A 16,637-nucleotide genomic window follows, 5' to 3' on the forward strand; every position below is an offset into this window, starting at 1 on the left:
CTCCTAATCAGGAATTCCCATGAATAAATTCGACCTCCAAAAAAACCAGGCCTTGAAATTGGCCGGCCAGCTCAAGCAGTCCGCCACCCCCGACCGCTTCGGCGTGGCGTCACAGGCACCCGACCGCCGTGAACAGCGCAAGCTGGATCAGGCGGCCGGCCTGGTGCCGTTTCCGCTGAAGCTGTCGCAGGCGCACGCCGACAAGCTGCGTGCCCTGGCGGCCGAGCGCGGTGTGTCCACGAATGAAATCGTGGCTGAAGTCCTGCAGAAAGCCTTGGGCGAATAAACCTGTATGCACATCTGGGTCGATGCGGATGCCTGCCCCGTAGTCATCAAAGACATTTTGTTCCGCGCGGCGCAGCGCTGGCAGGTGCCGTTGACCTTGGTGGCCAACCAGGCGCTATTCACGCCCCCTTCGCCGCTGATCCGCGCGGTGCAGGTGCCGCGCGGCTTTGACGTGGCCGACGCGCACATCGTCGAACGCGCGGAACCCGGCGACCTTGTGATTACCGCCGACATTCCGCTGGCCGCCGAAGTGCTGGCCAAAGGCGCAATGGCGCTCAACCCGCGGGGCGAGCGCTATTCACCTGAAACCATCCGCGAAAGGCTGGCGGTGCGCGACATGATGGAAGAACTGCGGGCCGCCGGCATCGATACGGGCGGCCCGTCCTCGTTCAGCCAGGCCGACCGCAAAGCGTTCGCCAATCAGTTGGATACCCTGCTGGCGCGCCTTAATAAAAAGTGATGTAGGCCTTGTACAAGATGGTGCCGATGGCCGTGATCAGGCCAACGCCCATCAGGCCCATTCCGATATTGCGGTCGCGAAAGCCGAAACCGACCAACATCATCGCCACACCCGTGACGACAATGATCAATATGGTGTTGTTGTGGGTATACATGGACGTCTCCCAGGCGCCGACAAGCGCCGCTTCCCTATGCACGGACAAGCGCCGTTGAAGGATGCTCTTCCGCGAGTTGCCGCAAAACAATCATAGGGATCTGGGGACACGATGGCGCACAACGGCAAGCGCCATGCTTGCGCCAAGTCAAGAAAACAAAAAAGCCAACCGGTTAGGGTTGGCTTGCTTTGCTTTTTTTTCCTTTCTTTTTTTCTTTCTTCGCTCTCCAGTTTTTCAACTGGTTTGCTGGTTCCAAATGACATTTGGCTTGGGCGGCAACAGCAATGAATTCATGGCAATGAATTGATTCCCGCGCAGCCTTCCAAGGGTCTTTGGTGGGTGGTACAAGTTTCGAACTTGTGACCCCTGCCGTGTGAAGGCAGTGCTCTACCACTGAGCTAACCACCCTGAAAGAGGCGAAATAATAGCATAGATTTAAAAACGTGCGCAAGCGGACTGCGGCGATTATTTACGCCGCCGCCACCGGCGCATCCAGCTTGCGCCACACGCACTCGCCACCCACCGACTTGTCCAGCGCGGCCAGATAGGCGTCATGCTCGGCCAGCTCTTCATCGCTGGCCTTCAACACGATCAGCCCCGACGCGTCAAACTTCGCCAGCACGATGCCGTCGCTGCCCGCGCCATCGTTGTCGTCGACATCGATCAGCAATGCGTCCTGCCCGCGCGTCATGGCCAGCCACACTTCCGCCAGCAATTGCGAGTCAAGCAATGCGCCGTGCAGCGTGCGGTGCGCGTTCGAAATGCCGAAGCGGTCGCACAGGGCGTCCAGCGAATTGCGCTTGCCCGGGAATAGCGACCGCGCGTGCAGCAGCGAATCGGTAATCGTCTCGCAGAATTCCGAGATCGGGCCGCGGCCCGTCTTGGCCAGTTCGGCGTTGAAGAACTTCACATCGAACGCGGCGTTGTGCGCGATCAGTTCCGCGCCCTGGATGAACTCGACGAACTTGTCCGCCACCTCGGCAAAGCGCGGCTTGTCGGACAGGAACTCCGTCGTCAGCCCGTGCACGGCCAAGGCCTCGGGGTCGCTATCGCGGTCCGGGTTCAGGTAGATATGGAGGTTATTGCCCGTGGGCATCCGGTTGACCAGTTCCACACAGCCGATCTCAACGATGCGGTGACCCTGTGCGGGGTCCAGTCCGGTGGTTTCCGTGTCAAAGATGATCTGGCGCATTACTTATTCCGACGCTGCGTTGGCCGAAGACGGCGGCGTGTGGGCACCCGGCGGCTGGGCCGGCGGGTGCTCCGCGCTACCGGCATGGCCGGGTTTCTTGCGTGCGGTGGCAATCAGCGTATAGGCCACCGGCACGACGAACAAGGTCAGTAGTGTACCCAGCAACAGCCCGCCCACCAGCACCCAGCCGATCTGCTGACGCGATTCGGCCCCGGCGCCCGTGGACAAGGCCAGCGGCACGGTGCCCAACACCATCGCCCCCGTCGTCATCAGGATGGGGCGTAGCCGCAGTACGCTGGCCTCGATCACGGCGGTGAACAGCTCCTTGCCTTCGTCGCGCAACTGGTTGGTGAATTCCACGATCAGGATGCCGTGCTTGGTAATCAAACCCACCAGCGTGATCAGGCCGATCTGGCTGTAGATCGACAGCGTGCCGCCCGTCAGCCACAGAGCCAGCAACGCGCCCGTCATGGACAGCGGCACCGACAGCATGATGATGAAGGGGTTGCGCCAGCTTTCAAACTGCGCGGCCAGCACCAGGTAGATGAAGGCCAGCGCCATGGCGAAGACCAGATAGATGCTGCCCGAGGAATCGCGGAACTCGCGCGACTGGCCGTCCAGGTCCGTGATGATGGTGTTGGGCAGCACGTCGCGCGCCACCTGGTGCATGTGCGTCAGCACCTCGCCCAGCGCGTAACCCGGCGCGACCGCCGCATCGATCTTTACCGCTCGCAGGCGGTTGAAGTGGTTCAGCGACTGCGGCGACACGCCTTCATGCACGCCCAGCAGGTTATCCAGCTGCACCATGCTGCCGTCGCGCGCCCGCACGTAGATGCCGGAAATATCCGTCGGGTTGGCACGGTCGCGCGGCGTCACCTGCACGATCACGTCGTACTGCTCGCCCTCGTCCTTGTAGCGCGTGACCTGGCGCCCGCCCAGCATGGACTCCAGCGTGCGGCCCACGGTATCCACGTTGGCGCCCACGTCGGCCATCTTGTCGCGGTCCACCCGCACCCGCAATTCAGGGGTATTCAAGCGCAGGTCCGTATCCAGGTTGAGCAAGCCGGGATACTTGCGCAGTTCGGTCAGGAAGACCTCGGTCAGACGCGCCAATTCCGGGTAGGACGCCTGGCTCATGATGATGAATTCGATCGGCTTGGACCGGGCAGACTGGCCCAGTGACGGCGGATTGGTGGGAAATGCCCGCACGCCGGGCAGGGATGCGAACTGTGGCTGCAACTGCCGGGTGATTTCCTGCTGCTTGCGGCCGCGCTCTTCCCAAGGCTTCAGGCGCAGGATGGCGGTGCCGTCCGTCACGGTGGGAAAGCCCACCGTGACCTGGCTGCCGCTGGCCTCGGGAATATCTGCATAGAACTTCTCGATGCCCAGCATGCTGTCCAGCGTGTAATTCAGCGTGGCGCCTTCCGGCGCATTGACGATGCCGAACACCACGCCACGGTCTTCCACAGGCGCCAATTCACTTTTCACCACCTTGAACAGCACGCCGCTGCCCGCCGCCACCGCCACGCCAATCACCACCACCAGCCAACGATGACGCAACGACGCACCCAGCAGGCGGCGATAGCCGTTGCTCCAGGCGTTAAGCCAGCCTTCGATCAGGTTGTACCAGCGGTTGTGGCTGCTTTGATGGCGCAGCAGCACCGAGCACATCATGGGTGTCAGCGTCAGGGCCACGAAACCCGAGACCAGCACCGCGCCGGCCAGCGCCAACGCGAATTCAATGAACAGCCGCCCGGTGCGGCCCGTGGCAAACGCCAACGGCGCGTACACGGTCACCAGCGTCATCGTCATGGCCACCACGGCGAACCCGATTTCCTTGGACCCACGCAGCGCCGCTTCCTTGCGCGGCATGCCTTCCTCGATGTGTCGGAAAATGTTCTCCAGCACCACGATGGCGTCATCCACCACCAGCCCGATGGCCAGCACCATGGCCAGCAGCGTGAGCGTGTTGATCGAGAATCCGAACAGGTACATCAGCGCGCAGGCCCCCACCAGCGAGACAGGAATGGTGACGATGGGGATGATGCTGGCGCGCAGATTGCGCAGAAAGAAAAAGATCACCAGCACCACCAGGACGATGGCCTCGCCGATGGTGTGGAACACGGAATCGATGGAACGCTCGATGAACACCGACGAGTCGTACGCGATGTTCAGCTTCATGCCCGCCGGCAGCGTCTCGTTCAGCCGCGCCACCTCCTCGCGAGCCGCCTTGGAAAGCTCAAGCGGGTTGGCGGTGGATTGCTTGGTAAGCCCGATATTGATGGCGGGCTTGCCGTTGAAGCGCGACAGTATGCGGTCGTTGGCCGCGCCGATCTCCACCGTGGAAACGTCGCGCAGGCGTACCGGGTAACCCTTCACGTTCGCGACAATCACGTCTTCGAACTGCGCGGGCGTTTGCAGGTCGGTCGATGACACCACCGAAAACTCACGGGCCCGCGATTCAATGCGCCCGGCCGGAATCTCCACGTTCTGGCTGCGCAGCGCGGCTTCCACGTCTTGCACGGTCAAGCCGTAAGCGGCCAGCTTGTCGCGGTCCACGTAGATGCGCATCGACGGCAGGCGTTCACCAAACACACGCACTTCCGCCGCCCCCGGCAGCACGGACAGCCGGGTCTTGATGTAGCGGTTGATGTAGTCGGACGTCTGGATCGCCGAATACGATCCCGCTTCCACCGCGATGTACATGATGGGTTGGGAATCGGCCTCGACCTTGCCGATGATGGGCTCGTCGATCTCATCGGGCAAAAAACGCCGCGCGCGCGAGACTTTGTCCCGCACTTCCGCGGCCGCCGCGTCGGGGTCGCGCGACAGGTTGAACTTGATGTTGATCAGGCTGCGCTCGGAGCGGCTGCGCGAGGTCATCACGTTTACGCCCTCAATGCCGGCCAACTGGTCTTCCAGCGGCTTGGTCACCTGGGATTCGATCACCTCGGGCGAGGCGCCCTTGTAGGTCGTATCCACCGAGACGATGGGTTCGTCGATCTTCGGATATTCGCGCACCGTCAGGCGCGAATACGAGATCAGCCCGATCAGGACAATGATCAGCGACAGAACCGACGCAAACACCGGCCGCTTGATGCAGGTTTCCGAGATACGCATTGCGTCACCGCTAAAAAGAGAGAGGGGCCGCGCTCACGAGCCGCCGCCGACGACGTTGACGGCGGCGCCGTCCGTCACGCGCTGTATGCCCGCCACCACAAGCTGGTCGCCCGCCGCCACGCCGGTCAGGATTTCCACGCGGCCTTCGCGGCGCTCGCCGATGGTGACTTCGCGCTTTTCGGCCTTGCCGTCCCTGACCCGGTAAACGTACTGCGTTTCACCCGACGGCGACAATGCGGCTTCCGGCGCCACCAGCGCCTTGTCCTGATTGAACAGCAACTGCACGCGGGCGAACATGCCGGGGCGCAGCACGGCGTCGTTGTTGGCCACCGTGGCGCGCAGCAGGATGGACCGGCCACCCGCGTCAACCAGCGGGCTGACGGCATAGACTTGCCCTTGGCGCTCCTGCCCCGGCAGCGCATCCAGGCGCAGCGTCAGTTGCTGGCCCACGCGCACCTTGCTCAAGTACATTTCGGGCACGCGGAAGTCCACTTTCAAGGGGTCGATCGCTTCCAGCGGCGCCAGGTCCTGCCCCTGGTTGACGTAGTCGCCCACGGACACGCTGCGCAAGCCCACGATGCCGGCGAACGGCGCCGAAATCGTCATCTTGTCCAGGCGCGCCTGCGCCAGCGCCACAGCCGCCTCCTGCACTTTCAGCGTGCTGGCGGACTCATCGCGCGCCTGCTGGCTGACGAAACCCTTGCCTTGCAATTCCACGGCGCGCCGGTAATGGCTTTGCGCCAGCGTCAGGTTCGCGCGCGCCTGCGCCAGTTCGGCGCGCGGCACGGAATCGTCCAGCCGGACGAGCACCTGCCCCCGGGTAACCGGCTGGCCTTCCTTGAATTCAATGGCTTGGATCCGCCCCACCACTTCCGGCCGCAGCACGACGGATTCATCCGACCGCAAGCTGCCCACGGCGGACAGGCCGCGCGCGAATGGAACTTCCTTGACGGCGGCAACCTCGACCCGAACAGGAGCGGAAGGCGCAGTAACGGGCTGGGCGGCGCTCTGGGTGGGCGGAGTTGGTGCGGGCGCAAGCCATCGCGGCACGAAAACACCCAACGCGGCCCCCACGGCCAACCCGGCCGCAACGGCGGCCAGCAGTACAGCTTTTTTCATGCGCGAATGTGGCTTTGATGCGGCGCGCCCCGGATTCCCCACTTGGACGACGCCGCAGGAACTGGAATGGGGGAAGGCACTGTAGCACCCGAATTTACATACTGGAACAATCCAGAAGCCGGATGAAAGAACTAAATCCGCCTCATCAGGCGGATTTCAGGGTATTCACCGATGCCCTCAGGCCCGCCGGGCCACTTCCACGCCCAGATTCGCCAACTGGTCGGCGCGCTCGTTGCCCTCGTCACCCGTGTGGCCGCGCACCCAGCGCCACGACACCTGGTGCCGCTGCACCTGCTCGTCCAGCGCCTGCCACAGTTCGGCGTTCTTCACTGGCTTCTTCTCGGCGGTCATCCAGCCACGGCGCTTCCAGTTCACCAGCCACTCGGTCATGCCCTTCATCACGTACTGCGAGTCCGTGTGGATGGTGACGACGCAAGTGCGCTTGAGCGCCCGCAGGCCTTCAATGACGGCCATGAGCTCCATGCGGTTGTTGGTGGTCTGGAGTTCTCCGCCATGCAAGGTTTTCTCGTGGCCACCGGCGCGCAGCAAGACGCCCCAGCCGCCCGGACCGGGATTGCCCTTGCAAGCCCCGTCGGTCCACATTTCCACTTTCTGGTCGATCGCTTTGTTGTCCTGCATGGTGCTGCTTTGTAGTCCTTGTTCGTGCAAAGTGAAACGTGCGCTGCCGCTATCAAGAGCGATCGAAGCCGTCGTCCGCCTGGCGGTTGACCACCACGGAAGCGGCACGCGCGCGCTTGGGCTTGGTCTTCCAGGCCGGCCCGATGATACGCATGCCGGCCACGCGCTTGACGGCCGACACCATATACACCGCGCCGCCCCGGCTCCACCAGCGGGCGCCGGCCGGCTCCAGGAAGCCCCAGCGCTGCAACCATTTTTCGCTGCGGCAGGCGGGCGCATAGCAGCCGAACTGGCTCTCTTCGACTTCCAGCGACAGCAGCTTGAACCAGTCTTTCAGGCGCGCCAAAGACACCTGCGACGAGGGCGGCTGCGGCAGCCAGGGTTCCATGCCGGGCATACGCGTGCGCGCGCCCCACATGCTCCAGGGGTTGAAGCCGGAAATCACCACCCGCCCTTCCGGCACCAGCACGCGCTCGACCTCGCGCAGCACATTGTGCGGGTCCTGCGTGCATTCAAAGGCATGCGGCAGGATCAGCAGGTCCACGCTTTGGGATTCGAATGGCAGGGCCTCGGGTTCGGCCAGCACCACCCGCGACTGCCAGTCAGCCACGCTTTCCGCCGACGGGGTTTCAGTGCCCACATAGCCCTTGAAAGGCATGCGGTTGGCGCGCAGCAGATTCATGTCGGCCAGGCCGACCTGCCAGGCATAATAGCCAAACACATCCGCGACAGCCGCGTCGAACTGGGCTCGTTCCCAGGCCAGGGCGTACTGCCCCGGTGGCGTCTGGAACCATTCGGCCAGTTCTACAATCGGCGGAGTTTCTTCTGCCACGTTCTATTCCTTCGAATCTCATGCAAGCCTTGACCGCCCCCGCAGGCGGCCGCGAGCAACATGCCGCGGTCTTGCCTCTACCCGCCTTTACCGACAACTACATCTGGGCCATCGTCCGTGGCGAAAACGCCGCCGTGGTGGACCCGGGCGAAGCGGGCCCGGTATTGCAATGGCTGGAGCAGGAAGGCTTGAGGCTGCGCGCCATTCTACTCACGCACCATCATGGCGACCATGTGGGCGGCGTGCTTGAATTGTCACGCATGGCGGACCTTACCGTATACGGACCCGCCCGTGAACGCCTGCCGCGCTGCGATGTCGCGCTGACCGAAGGCGACCGCGTGGCGCTGCCCGAACTGGACCTGGACCTGCGCGTGCTGGATGTGCCGGGGCACACCGCCGGGCACATCGCTTACACCGGCCGGGCGGCCGGAATAGAACCGGTTCTGTTCTGTGGCGACACGCTGTTTGCCGGGGGCTGTGGTCGGCTTTTCGAGGGAACTCCCGCGCAAATGCATGATTCCTTGGAAAAATTTTCCGTTTTACCGCCAGATACACAGGTTTTTTGCGCGCACGAGTACACTCTAGCGAACTTGCGCTGGGCATTGGCTGTGGATCCCGCCAATCGCACCCTGCTTCAGTGGTATCAGCGAGCCCAGCAATTACGAGCAGAAGGACTTCCCACGCTTCCGTCGACGATCGGCCAGGAACGCGCGACGAACCCGTTTCTGCGTACGCAGCAAGTCGACGTCATCCGTGCCGCAGCCAGCTGGGCCGGACACAATCAACCTACGCCGGTAGAGGTCTTTGCCTCCCTGCGTGAATGGAAGAACGATTTCAAGTGACCGCCTGATGAATCTATCCCGACTCCTTCTGCCGCTCATGGTGGCAGTCCTCGCCGGTTGCGCAGGAACCAAAGCCCCCGACAAAAACCTCACCACCAATTCCCAAGGGCGTTACATCGCCCGGGATACGTCCCGAACGGTTGACCTGACCAACCCGCCGAGCGACGCCTGGGACCGCATCCGCCGCGGTTTCGCCATTCCCAACCTGAACACCGAGCTCTCGCAGCAGTGGACCGAGTACTACGCGTCCCACCCCGAGTCCGTTCAGCGCATGGCCGAACGCGCGGGCAAGTACCTGTACTTCATCGTCGACGAAATCAACCGCCGCGGCCTGCCCACGGAACTGGCGCTGCTGCCCTTTGTGGAAAGCGCCTACAACCCCACCGCCCTGTCGCGCGCCCAGGCTTCCGGCCTGTGGCAGTTCGTGCCGGCCACCGGCCAGCATTTCAACTTGAAGCAGGACTGGTGGCGCGACGAACGCCGCGACCCCATCGCGTCGACCAACGCCGCGCTGGACTATCTGGAAAAGCTGTTTGAAATGCAGGGCGACTGGTACCTGGCGCTGGCATCCTACAACTGGGGCGAAGGCTCGGTGCAGCGCGCCATGGCCAAGAACGAAGCGGCTGGCCAGAACACGGACTACCTGTCCCTGAACATGCCCAGCGAAACCCGCAACTACGTGCCCAAGCTGCAGGCCATCAAGAACATCATCGCCGACCCGCAACGCTACGCGGTGTCGCTGCCCCCCGTGGGCAACACGCCCTACTTCGTGACGGTGCAGAAGAACAGCGACATCGACGTTGAAATCGCCGCCAAGCTGGCCGAAATGCCGCTGGACGAATTCAAGGCGCTGAACCCGTCGTTCAACCGCCCGGTCATCCGTGGCGACCACGGCCCGACCCTGCTGCTGCCGGCCGACCGCGTCGAAATCTTCAACGCCAACCTCACGAACTACAAGGGCGACCTGAGCGCCTGGAAGATCTATCACTCGCGCCGTGGGGAATCCTATGCCTCGATCGCGAAGCGCTTTGGCGTAACGCTGGCCGAGCTGCGCGAAACCAACGACATCAGCTCACGCCAGAAGTCCGCGTCGGGCCAGGCGCTGCTGGTACCCGGCGAACCCGGCAACGGTGGCGTGCAACTGGCGTCGCTGGCAGCGCCAGTGGGCGCGCTGGAGCAGGCGCCGTCCGACAACAAGGCAGCCGCCCCGCGTGGCCGCGCCGCGCCGGCCCCCGCCGCCCGCGTCGCCAGCGCACGCCCCAATGTGCGCACCCACAAGGTGCGTCAGGGCGACACGCTGTTCTCATTGGCCAAGCAATACGGCACTTCGGTCAGCACCCTGCGCGCCTTGAACAACATCAAGGGCAGCGCCCTGAAGATCGGCACGCCTTTGCGTGTGCCGGGCACCAACGCCCGCGGCTGATATTCGCCGCTCGTCAACACAGAACGGCGCCCCCAGTGGGGCGCCGTTTTTACACGTACGCGGAAGCCGCCAAACTCCTTAAAATGGGCGGTCTTTCTGCAGGAAAAAAACTAAAGGAACCATCATGGGCTTTCTCGCCGGCAAGCGCATTCTCGTTACGGGAGTGCTTTCAAACCGATCCATCGCCTACGGCATCGCGCGCGCCTGCCACCAGCAAGGCGCCGAACTGGCGTTCACCTACGTGGGCGACCGCTTCAAGGATCGCGTGGTCGAATTCGCTGCTGAATTCGGCAGCAAGATCGTGCTGCCCTGCGATGTGGCCGAAGACAGCCAGATTGAAGGCGCGTTCACCGAGCTGGCCCAACATTGGGACGGCCTGGACGGCCTGGTGCATTCCATCGGCTTCGCCCCCCGCGAAGCCATCGCCGGCAATTTCCTTGACGGCTTGTCGCGCGAAGGCTTCCGCATCGCCCACGACATTTCGGCTTACAGCTTCGCCGCCATGGCCAAGGCCGCGCTGCCGCTGATGGAAGGCCGCAATGGCTCGGTGCTGACCCTGACCTACCTGGGTGCCGAACGCGTGGTTCCCAACTACAACACCATGGGTTTGGCCAAGGCGTCGCTGGAAGCCAGCGTGCGGTACCTGGCCACGGCGCTTGGCCCGCGCGGCATTCGCGCCAACGGCATTTCGGCCGGCCCCATCAAGACGCTGGCCGCAAGCGGCATCAAGGACTTCTCGTCCATCCTGAAGTTCGTGGAATCGCAGGCGCCGCTGCGCCGCAACGTCACCATTGACGACGTAGGCAACGTGGCGGCGTTCATGCTGTCGGACCTGGCCGCCGGCGTCACCGGCGAAATCACCCATGTGGACGCCGGCTTCTCGACCGTCGTTCCGGGCATGGAAGACTGATTCTTGCCTTGGGCGGGGCGGCTTCCCCCGCCCCACGGCCGGTTCAAGCCGGCCGCGCCACCAGCGTGGACACCTGCACGTCCACGGCCGTCATCAACTTGTGGATCGGGCATTTCTCTGCCACCTTCAGCAGCTCGTCGATCTGGGCGTCCGACAGTTCACCGTGCAACGTCAGTTGGGCGGTAAGGCGGTACACGCCCTTGCGCTCTTCGCTAGCATCGCGCACCACCTCCACATCCACCGACGTCAGGGGCAACCCCTTGCGCTGTGCGTAGACCATCAGCGTCATTGCCTTGCAACCGCCCAGCGCCGTATCGAAATAATCATGCGGATCCGGGCCCTCGCCTTGCGGGTGCGGCATTGCCAGCGGCAAGTCGTGGCCCTCGGCCGTAGCGGTGAATTGCAATGTATTGGGCGCATTCTGGTGGACGCGGATGCTCATGAATTCGATCTCCTGGGTTCGGCATCCGTTGCGGACGCCGCAAGGCCAATTTGTAGCATCCGCCGATGTCACCGACACCTGACGGCAGGCTGAACTTATTTTTGCGCCGTCGGTCGGATATCCCTATCCGCAATTCACGAACTGACTTAGGGGGACGCATGAGCGCCAGACAACTTCTTGATCAATTGCTGCAATCGGGCCAAGGCCTGCTTTCGGACGCCACCAACCGCGTGCAAGGCGCGACGGGCGGCGCTGGCGGCGGCAAGGCTTCGTTCCTGACCGGTCTGGGCGGCGGTGCGCTGGGCGCGGGCGCGTTGGGCCTGTTAATGGGCAGCAAGAAGGCACGCAAGATCGGCGGCAAAGTCGCCATGTATGGCGGCATGGCCGCGCTGGGCGCGCTGGCCTATCGCGCTTATGGCGACTGGCAGCGCAACCAGGCCGGTGGCGCACAAGCCGCGCCCCCTCAAACCCTGGACCGCCTGCCCGCGCCCGAGGCCGAGCAGCACAGCAACGCCGTCTTGACCGCCATGATCGGCGCGGCCAAGGCCGACGGCCACATCGGCCCCGAAGAACGCGGCCTGCTCGAAACCGAATTGGCCAAGCTGTCATCCGATCCCCAAGACCGCCAGTGGCTGGAAACGGAATTGTCGCGGCCGCTGGACCCTGCGTCGGTGGCCCAGTCCGCCAAGACGCCCGAAATGGCCGCTGAAATGTATCTGGCCAGCCTGCTCGTCGTGGACGAGGAAAGCTATATGGAACGCGCCTACCTGGACGAACTCGCGCGTCAGCTCAAGCTGGAACCCGGCTTGAAGGAAAAGCTGGAACAGCACGCCAAGAGCGCGGTCGCCTGAACGGCTGAGAAGGCGTCGGCGCGGCGCCGACGCCATCAAACCCCACGATCTTTCAATCCGCGCGCAGACCGATGGATTCCGTCAACGCCGTATAGCGGTCGATGTCGGCGTTGATCATCGACTGGAACTCTTTCGGTGTGCTGCTGGCGGGCGTAAAACCTTGCTCGCGCAGCGCGGCTTGCGTCTCGGGCCGCCGCACGATCTTCGTCACGGCGGCGTTCAGCTTGTCGACCACCGCTCGCGGCGTGGCCGCTGGCGCCAGCAAACCATGCCACTGGTCCAGCGCGTAGCCCGCAATGCCCGCTTCGGCAACCGTGGGCACGGTGGGCATCAGCGGCGAACGTGCCGGCGACGTCACCGCCAACGCGCGCAGCTTGCCGGCGGCAATCAGCGGCGCCGCGCTGGACGCCGTCACGATACCCATCGCCACCTGACCGGCCGTCACATCTTTCAGCGCAGGGCCACATCCCTTGTAGGGCACTTGCTGCAACACGGCGCCGCTGGATCGCGCCAGCATTTCCCCAGCCAGGTGTTGCGGCGTGCCGTTGCCGCACGACGCGAATGGCAAGGGCTTGCCCGGCACGGCCACGGCCAGTGCATCGCCCAAGGTTTGCAGCGGTGATGCGGCCGGCACCACGAAGACGGACGGCACGAACGCCACGTTGATCACAGCGGCAAAATCCTGCTTGGGCGAAAAATCCAGGTTCCGATAGACCCCCGGATTGATGGCGAATGAACTGTTCACCATCAACACCGTATAGCCGTCTGGCGGCGCTTCGGCCACGGCGCGCGCGCCGATATTGCCGCTTGCGCCGGGCCGGTTCTCGACGATCACCGGCTGGCCCAGCTCTTCCTGCAGACTGGCGCCAATGCGGCGCGCCAGCAGATCGGTGCCGCCGCCGGGCGGAAATGTCACCACGATCGTGATGGCGTGATCGGGGTAGGTGGCGTCGGTCGCCGCATCGCCCGACGGAGAATTACCGCAGGACGCCAGCGGAACCGCGCACAGCGCAAGGCAAAGTCGAAGCAGGTTTTTCATATCGGGCTCTCAGGCGTCCAGGCCAATGTCCAGCACCTTGGCGCTGTGGGTCAGCCAGCCGACGGCAATCTGGTCCACGCCGGTGGCGGCCACCTCGGCGGCGGTCTCGGGGGTGATGCGGCCCGAGGCTTCGGTAACCGCGCGGCCCCGGGCCATGTCGACGGCGCGCCGCAAGTCGTCCAGGCTCATGTTGTCCAGCAACACCACGTCCACGCCTAGCGACAGCGCCACTTCCAATTGCGCCAACGTGTCCACCTCCAACTCGATCTTGACCATGTGGCCCACGCCCGCTCGCGCACGCTGTACGGCGTTGGCCACGCCGCCCGCCAGTGCAATGTGGTTGTCTTTGATGAGCACGGCGTCATCCAGGCCGAAGCGATGGTTGCTGCCGCCGCCCACTCGCACCGCGTACTTCTGCACGGCGCGCAAGCCGGGCAGGGTCTTGCGGGTGCAGGTAACGCGCGCGCCGTAGCCCGAAATGGCCCGTGCAATCGACGCCGTGGCGCTGGCCACGCCGCTCAGGTGGCACAGGAAGTTCAGCGCCACCCGCTCCGCGGTCAGCATCGCCCGGGCGTTGCCATGCAAACGCGCAATCTCGGTCCCGGGCGACAGGTCGGCGCCGTCGCGTAGCGATGCGCTGAACTTGATTTGCGGATCCATGGTTTGAAAAGCCAGGCGCGCCATATCCAAACCGGCCAATACGCCCTCTTGGCGGGACACCAGGCGCGTTTCCGCGACGGCGTCGGCCGGCACGATGGCATCGGTGGTCAAGTCGCCAGCGCGGCCCAGGTCTTCAAGCAAGGCTGCTTGAACCAGCGGCAAGAGCATGACATCCGGCAGAGGCGGAACCGTCAGGCGAAAGGCATTCGAAGGCACTTCGGCATTAATGCTCATTTTGAGTATTTATGAGTTAAAAAAAGGCGCGCAGAGATTGCGCACTAGTTATGCTAAATACGAGCATAAGCCTTGTCAAGCGTCACAAGGTGCGGGACAAGGGCAATTTGCTGCCGGCAATGGCGCGTTCCAGCAGCACGTCGCGCCGGAAACGGAACAGCTTGGCAGGCCGGCCCGCCGTGCCCGTGGCCATCTCGCCGGTTTCTTCCACCAGTGCCTGCTGCTCGATCAGGCGACGGAAATTCTGCTTGTGCAGTGCCCTGCCCGCCAAGGCTTCGACCGCCAATTGCAGTTGCAGCAAGGTGAATTGAGCCGGCATCAATTCAAACACCACGGGGCGGTATTTGATCTTGGCGCGCAGGCGCGCGATGCCGGTCGCCAGAATGCGGCGGTGGTCGTGGCGCATCGGTTCACCGGGCAACACGGCCTTGCCGTCGCCATGACCTCGCCGTGCCGCCTCGGGCACTGCTCCGGCTTCGAACAAAAGCTCGTAGCGCTGCAACACCATGTCCTCGTTCCAGGCGGCGCCGTCCAGGCCGAAGGTAATGGCGGCACGCTGCTGGCGGCGCGTGCGCACGGCGGGGTCGGCGGTGGCCTCACACCATTGCGCCAACCACGGCACGATCAGATCCTCGACCAGCGCGGGCGCGCCGGCACGCCGGTCTTCCCACGGGAAATAACGGTACCAGTCCTGCCAGCCAACCTGTGCCACGCCGGTTTCGCCGGCTTCGCGCGTCAGGCCCAGATAGCTGACCGACATGACGCGCGCACCCGACTCGTCGGATCGATCGCCGTCGGCAAAGGTGTAGAGCTGTTCCACATAGCCCAGCGGATGATGCGTCTGCGTTTCCACCCAGGCGCGCAGGCCCGCCTGTAAAGAGCGATGCGATAGTTCAAACGGCCCGGCCGGCAAGGCGCTTGCGTCATCCGTGGTCAACACGCGCGGCTCGCCGTTGGTCACGGCCACCAGCACGGCGACGAGTTCGGTATGGACGGAGCGTTCGACGGATTCGGTCAAGGATAGATGTCGCGAAGGGGTGGGCAAAGGGGTGAGCAAGCGCATTGCACAGGCCTGGCCGCGTATCGGCGAGGAGCCGGAATTATAAGGTTCCGCTGCTGCAACAGCCCCTTGCAAACGTGACAGGCCAGATGGCTGCGAGCGCGCGCTCAAGGTCTAAGATAAACCGCAGGTACACAGGCGCGTCGCCATCCTGGGACGCCCGCAAGCGGAGCAAGAGCCATGTTGAAAACTGCCCCCGACCCCCAAGCCCCGGCCAACCCCAAGGCCGTTGACCCACGCCCGCCCACCGACCCGCGCAAAGGTACGGAAACGCTACCGATGCCGGATCAGAGCAAGCAAGTGGCAGGCATGCCACGCGACGGACGCGCCATTGCGCAACCTGGAGAACCCGGCGTCATCACGCCCGAGGACGATGTGCTGGATACGTCCTACGAGAACCGCAAAACCTGACGCCGCGCGACGAACGATGATGCGCGGGCCGCTTGACGCGGTTGGCGTGCGGGCCGGACCGGCAACGGTTCGGCCCGCTGCACTTGAACACGCGAAATAGGCGTTCGCCTATATCAGGCGAACGAGCCGGTTTCTACACTGCTACGCTTTCAAGGCCCTTTGGGCCGATGCCTTAGCGATATCTCCATGTTCAAGAACACCTTCCCGCGCATCGTCGCGGCATCTCTATTCGCCCTCCTTTTCCCCGCCAGCCAAGCCCTTGCAATGGGCATTCAGCCTGAAACGTCGGTTGTGCTCGTGCACGAAAATACCGGCGAAGGCACGATCGGCATCAAGAATACGGGTGACGAACCCGTGCTGCTGATCTCCATGATCGAACACATTGCCGAAGACCAAGAAAATTGGGTCATGGTGTCGCCGCCCGCTGCCGTGGTGGCTCCCGGCAAAACGCAGTTGGTGCGCTTTTTGCTCACCCACGACAAGCCGCTGGACGCGCAGCGCATGAAGCGCGCCATCTTCGAAGGCATTCCGCAAACCGGTGAACAGGGCAACAAGCTGCACCTGACCATCAGGCAGGATCTTCCGCTGATCGCGCTGCCCAAGAAGATCGCCAACGACAATGCGCCGTGGCGCTCGCTGCAGTGGACTGTGCAAGACGGCAAGCTGACGGTGCACAACCCCAGCCCCTACATCGTGCGCATGGACCAACGCGTCAATGTGCAGCCGTCGGATCAGGCGCTGATCCTGCCCAAGACGTACGTCTTGCCGGGTGAAACGCTGCAGCTGGTCGGCACAGAGGCCCCCCTGCAAGCCGGACAGTCAAGCGTTCGCCTGTATCCCGCCAGCGTCTACGGCTATCAAGTCTCGTCCTTCGACGCGCCGATCAAAAACTGACGGCATCACTGCCCCCGCGGGGCATCAACACGCTTGGCCATGCTCGCAAGACCCGGCAACTGGGTCTTGC

General features: G+C 63.7%; 19 protein-coding genes and 1 tRNA gene. 9 read left to right on the forward strand and 11 right to left on the reverse strand.

Annotation, left to right across the window (positions count from 1 at the left end):
• The first annotated feature begins 19 nt into the window (after positions 1-19).
• Positions 20-286, forward strand: a complete 267-nt coding sequence (locus tag WBR68_RS16750) for a hypothetical protein (protein WP_230694774.1) — start codon at positions 20-22, stop codon at positions 284-286.
• 6 nt (positions 287-292) lie between these two features.
• The gene (locus WBR68_RS16755) at positions 293-745 is read left to right on the forward strand and encodes a YaiI/YqxD family protein (protein WP_050449160.1); all 453 of its coding nucleotides are present in this window, start codon (positions 293-295) and stop codon (positions 743-745) included.
• On the opposite strand, the gene WBR68_RS16760 is transcribed toward WBR68_RS16755, so the two are convergent.
• Complete coding sequence (locus tag WBR68_RS16760) at positions 732-899, reverse strand: tellurite resistance TerB family protein (RefSeq protein WP_164741208.1); 168 nt, start codon at positions 897-899, stop codon at positions 732-734. The genes WBR68_RS16755 and WBR68_RS16760 overlap by 14 nt on opposite strands.
• A gap of 61 nt (positions 900-960) precedes the next feature.
• Here WBR68_RS16760 and WBR68_RS16765 point away from each other — a divergent pair, with 61 nt between their 5' ends.
• The gene (locus tag WBR68_RS16765; RefSeq protein WP_127183445.1) at positions 961-1,206 is read left to right on the forward strand and encodes a hypothetical protein; all 246 of its coding nucleotides are present in this window, start codon (positions 961-963) and stop codon (positions 1,204-1,206) included.
• A gap of 26 nt (positions 1,207-1,232) precedes the next feature.
• Here the strand turns inward: WBR68_RS16765 and WBR68_RS16770 are convergent.
• The 6 genes from WBR68_RS16770 to WBR68_RS16795 all read right to left on the reverse strand — a co-directional run bounded on the left by WBR68_RS16770 (position 1,233) and on the right by WBR68_RS16795 (position 7,801).
• Positions 1,233-1,307, reverse strand: a tRNA-Val gene (locus WBR68_RS16770).
• 61 nt (positions 1,308-1,368) lie between these two features.
• The gene (gene dnaQ, locus WBR68_RS16775; protein ID WP_127183444.1) at positions 1,369-2,091 is read right to left on the reverse strand and encodes a DNA polymerase III subunit epsilon; all 723 of its coding nucleotides are present in this window, start codon (positions 2,089-2,091) and stop codon (positions 1,369-1,371) included.
• Positions 2,092-2,094: 3 nt separating this feature from the next.
• On the reverse strand, positions 2,095-5,211 hold the full coding sequence (locus tag WBR68_RS16780; RefSeq protein WP_230694775.1) for an efflux RND transporter permease subunit: 3,117 nt from the start codon (positions 5,209-5,211) through the stop codon (positions 2,095-2,097).
• A 33-nt stretch (positions 5,212-5,244) separates the two neighbouring features.
• Positions 5,245-6,330: an efflux RND transporter periplasmic adaptor subunit gene (locus WBR68_RS16785; RefSeq protein WP_050449157.1), complete on the reverse strand. Its 1,086-nt coding sequence runs from the start codon at positions 6,328-6,330 to the stop codon at positions 5,245-5,247.
• A gap of 177 nt (positions 6,331-6,507) precedes the next feature.
• A complete protein-coding gene (gene rnhA / locus WBR68_RS16790) occupies positions 6,508-6,969 on the reverse strand; it encodes a ribonuclease HI (RefSeq protein ID WP_050449156.1) in 462 nt (153 codons plus the stop codon).
• 52 nt (positions 6,970-7,021) lie between these two features.
• Positions 7,022-7,801, reverse strand: a complete 780-nt coding sequence (locus WBR68_RS16795) for a class I SAM-dependent methyltransferase (protein ID WP_050449155.1) — start codon at positions 7,799-7,801, stop codon at positions 7,022-7,024.
• Between the two features lie 20 nt (positions 7,802-7,821).
• On the opposite strand from WBR68_RS16795, the gene gloB reads away from it, so the two are divergent.
• The 3 genes from gloB to fabI all read left to right on the forward strand — a co-directional run bounded on the left by gloB (position 7,822) and on the right by fabI (position 10,976).
• Positions 7,822-8,643 (forward strand): hydroxyacylglutathione hydrolase, encoded by an 822-nt coding sequence (gene gloB / locus WBR68_RS16800; protein ID WP_127183442.1) that lies wholly within the window; start codon positions 7,822-7,824, stop codon positions 8,641-8,643.
• 7 nt (positions 8,644-8,650) lie between these two features.
• The gene (locus WBR68_RS16805) at positions 8,651-10,066 is read left to right on the forward strand and encodes a transglycosylase SLT domain-containing protein (RefSeq protein ID WP_230694776.1); all 1,416 of its coding nucleotides are present in this window, start codon (positions 8,651-8,653) and stop codon (positions 10,064-10,066) included.
• Positions 10,067-10,190: 124 nt separating this feature from the next.
• Entirely contained in the window at positions 10,191-10,976 is a 786-nt protein-coding gene (fabI, locus tag WBR68_RS16810; RefSeq protein WP_050447163.1) for an enoyl-ACP reductase FabI, read from the forward strand.
• 43 nt (positions 10,977-11,019) lie between these two features.
• Here fabI and WBR68_RS16815 read toward each other — a convergent pair whose 3' ends face one another.
• Entirely contained in the window at positions 11,020-11,418 is a 399-nt protein-coding gene (locus tag WBR68_RS16815) for an OsmC family protein (protein ID WP_050447162.1), read from the reverse strand.
• A gap of 158 nt (positions 11,419-11,576) precedes the next feature.
• Between WBR68_RS16815 and WBR68_RS16820 the strand changes: the two genes are divergently transcribed.
• Positions 11,577-12,269, forward strand: a complete 693-nt coding sequence (locus WBR68_RS16820) for a tellurite resistance TerB family protein (protein ID WP_230694777.1) — start codon at positions 11,577-11,579, stop codon at positions 12,267-12,269.
• 52 nt (positions 12,270-12,321) lie between these two features.
• Here WBR68_RS16820 and WBR68_RS16825 read toward each other — a convergent pair whose 3' ends face one another.
• The 3 genes from WBR68_RS16825 to WBR68_RS16835 form a co-directional block, all read right to left on the reverse strand.
• Positions 12,322-13,308, reverse strand: a complete 987-nt coding sequence (locus WBR68_RS16825) for a tripartite tricarboxylate transporter substrate binding protein (RefSeq protein ID WP_230694778.1) — start codon at positions 13,306-13,308, stop codon at positions 12,322-12,324.
• A 9-nt stretch (positions 13,309-13,317) separates the two neighbouring features.
• On the reverse strand, positions 13,318-14,202 hold the full coding sequence (nadC, locus tag WBR68_RS16830; RefSeq protein ID WP_050447158.1) for a carboxylating nicotinate-nucleotide diphosphorylase: 885 nt from the start codon (positions 14,200-14,202) through the stop codon (positions 13,318-13,320).
• Between the two features lie 82 nt (positions 14,203-14,284).
• Complete coding sequence (locus tag WBR68_RS16835) at positions 14,285-15,265, reverse strand: NUDIX hydrolase (RefSeq protein WP_127183439.1); 981 nt, start codon at positions 15,263-15,265, stop codon at positions 14,285-14,287.
• A 177-nt stretch (positions 15,266-15,442) separates the two neighbouring features.
• Between WBR68_RS16835 and WBR68_RS16840 the strand changes: the two genes are divergently transcribed.
• Both WBR68_RS16840 and WBR68_RS16845 read left to right on the forward strand, forming a co-directional pair.
• A complete protein-coding gene (locus WBR68_RS16840) occupies positions 15,443-15,673 on the forward strand; it encodes a hypothetical protein (protein WP_050447155.1) in 231 nt (76 codons plus the stop codon).
• 186 nt (positions 15,674-15,859) lie between these two features.
• Complete coding sequence (locus WBR68_RS16845; RefSeq protein WP_083447380.1) at positions 15,860-16,567, forward strand: fimbria/pilus chaperone family protein; 708 nt, start codon at positions 15,860-15,862, stop codon at positions 16,565-16,567.
• Positions 16,568-16,637 lie beyond the last annotated feature (70 nt).

It is taken from the genome of Achromobacter sp. JD-1 (assembly GCF_038594925.1).
In the GTDB taxonomy this organism is placed as follows: domain Bacteria; phylum Pseudomonadota; class Gammaproteobacteria; order Burkholderiales; family Burkholderiaceae_B; genus Achromobacter; species Achromobacter spanius_C.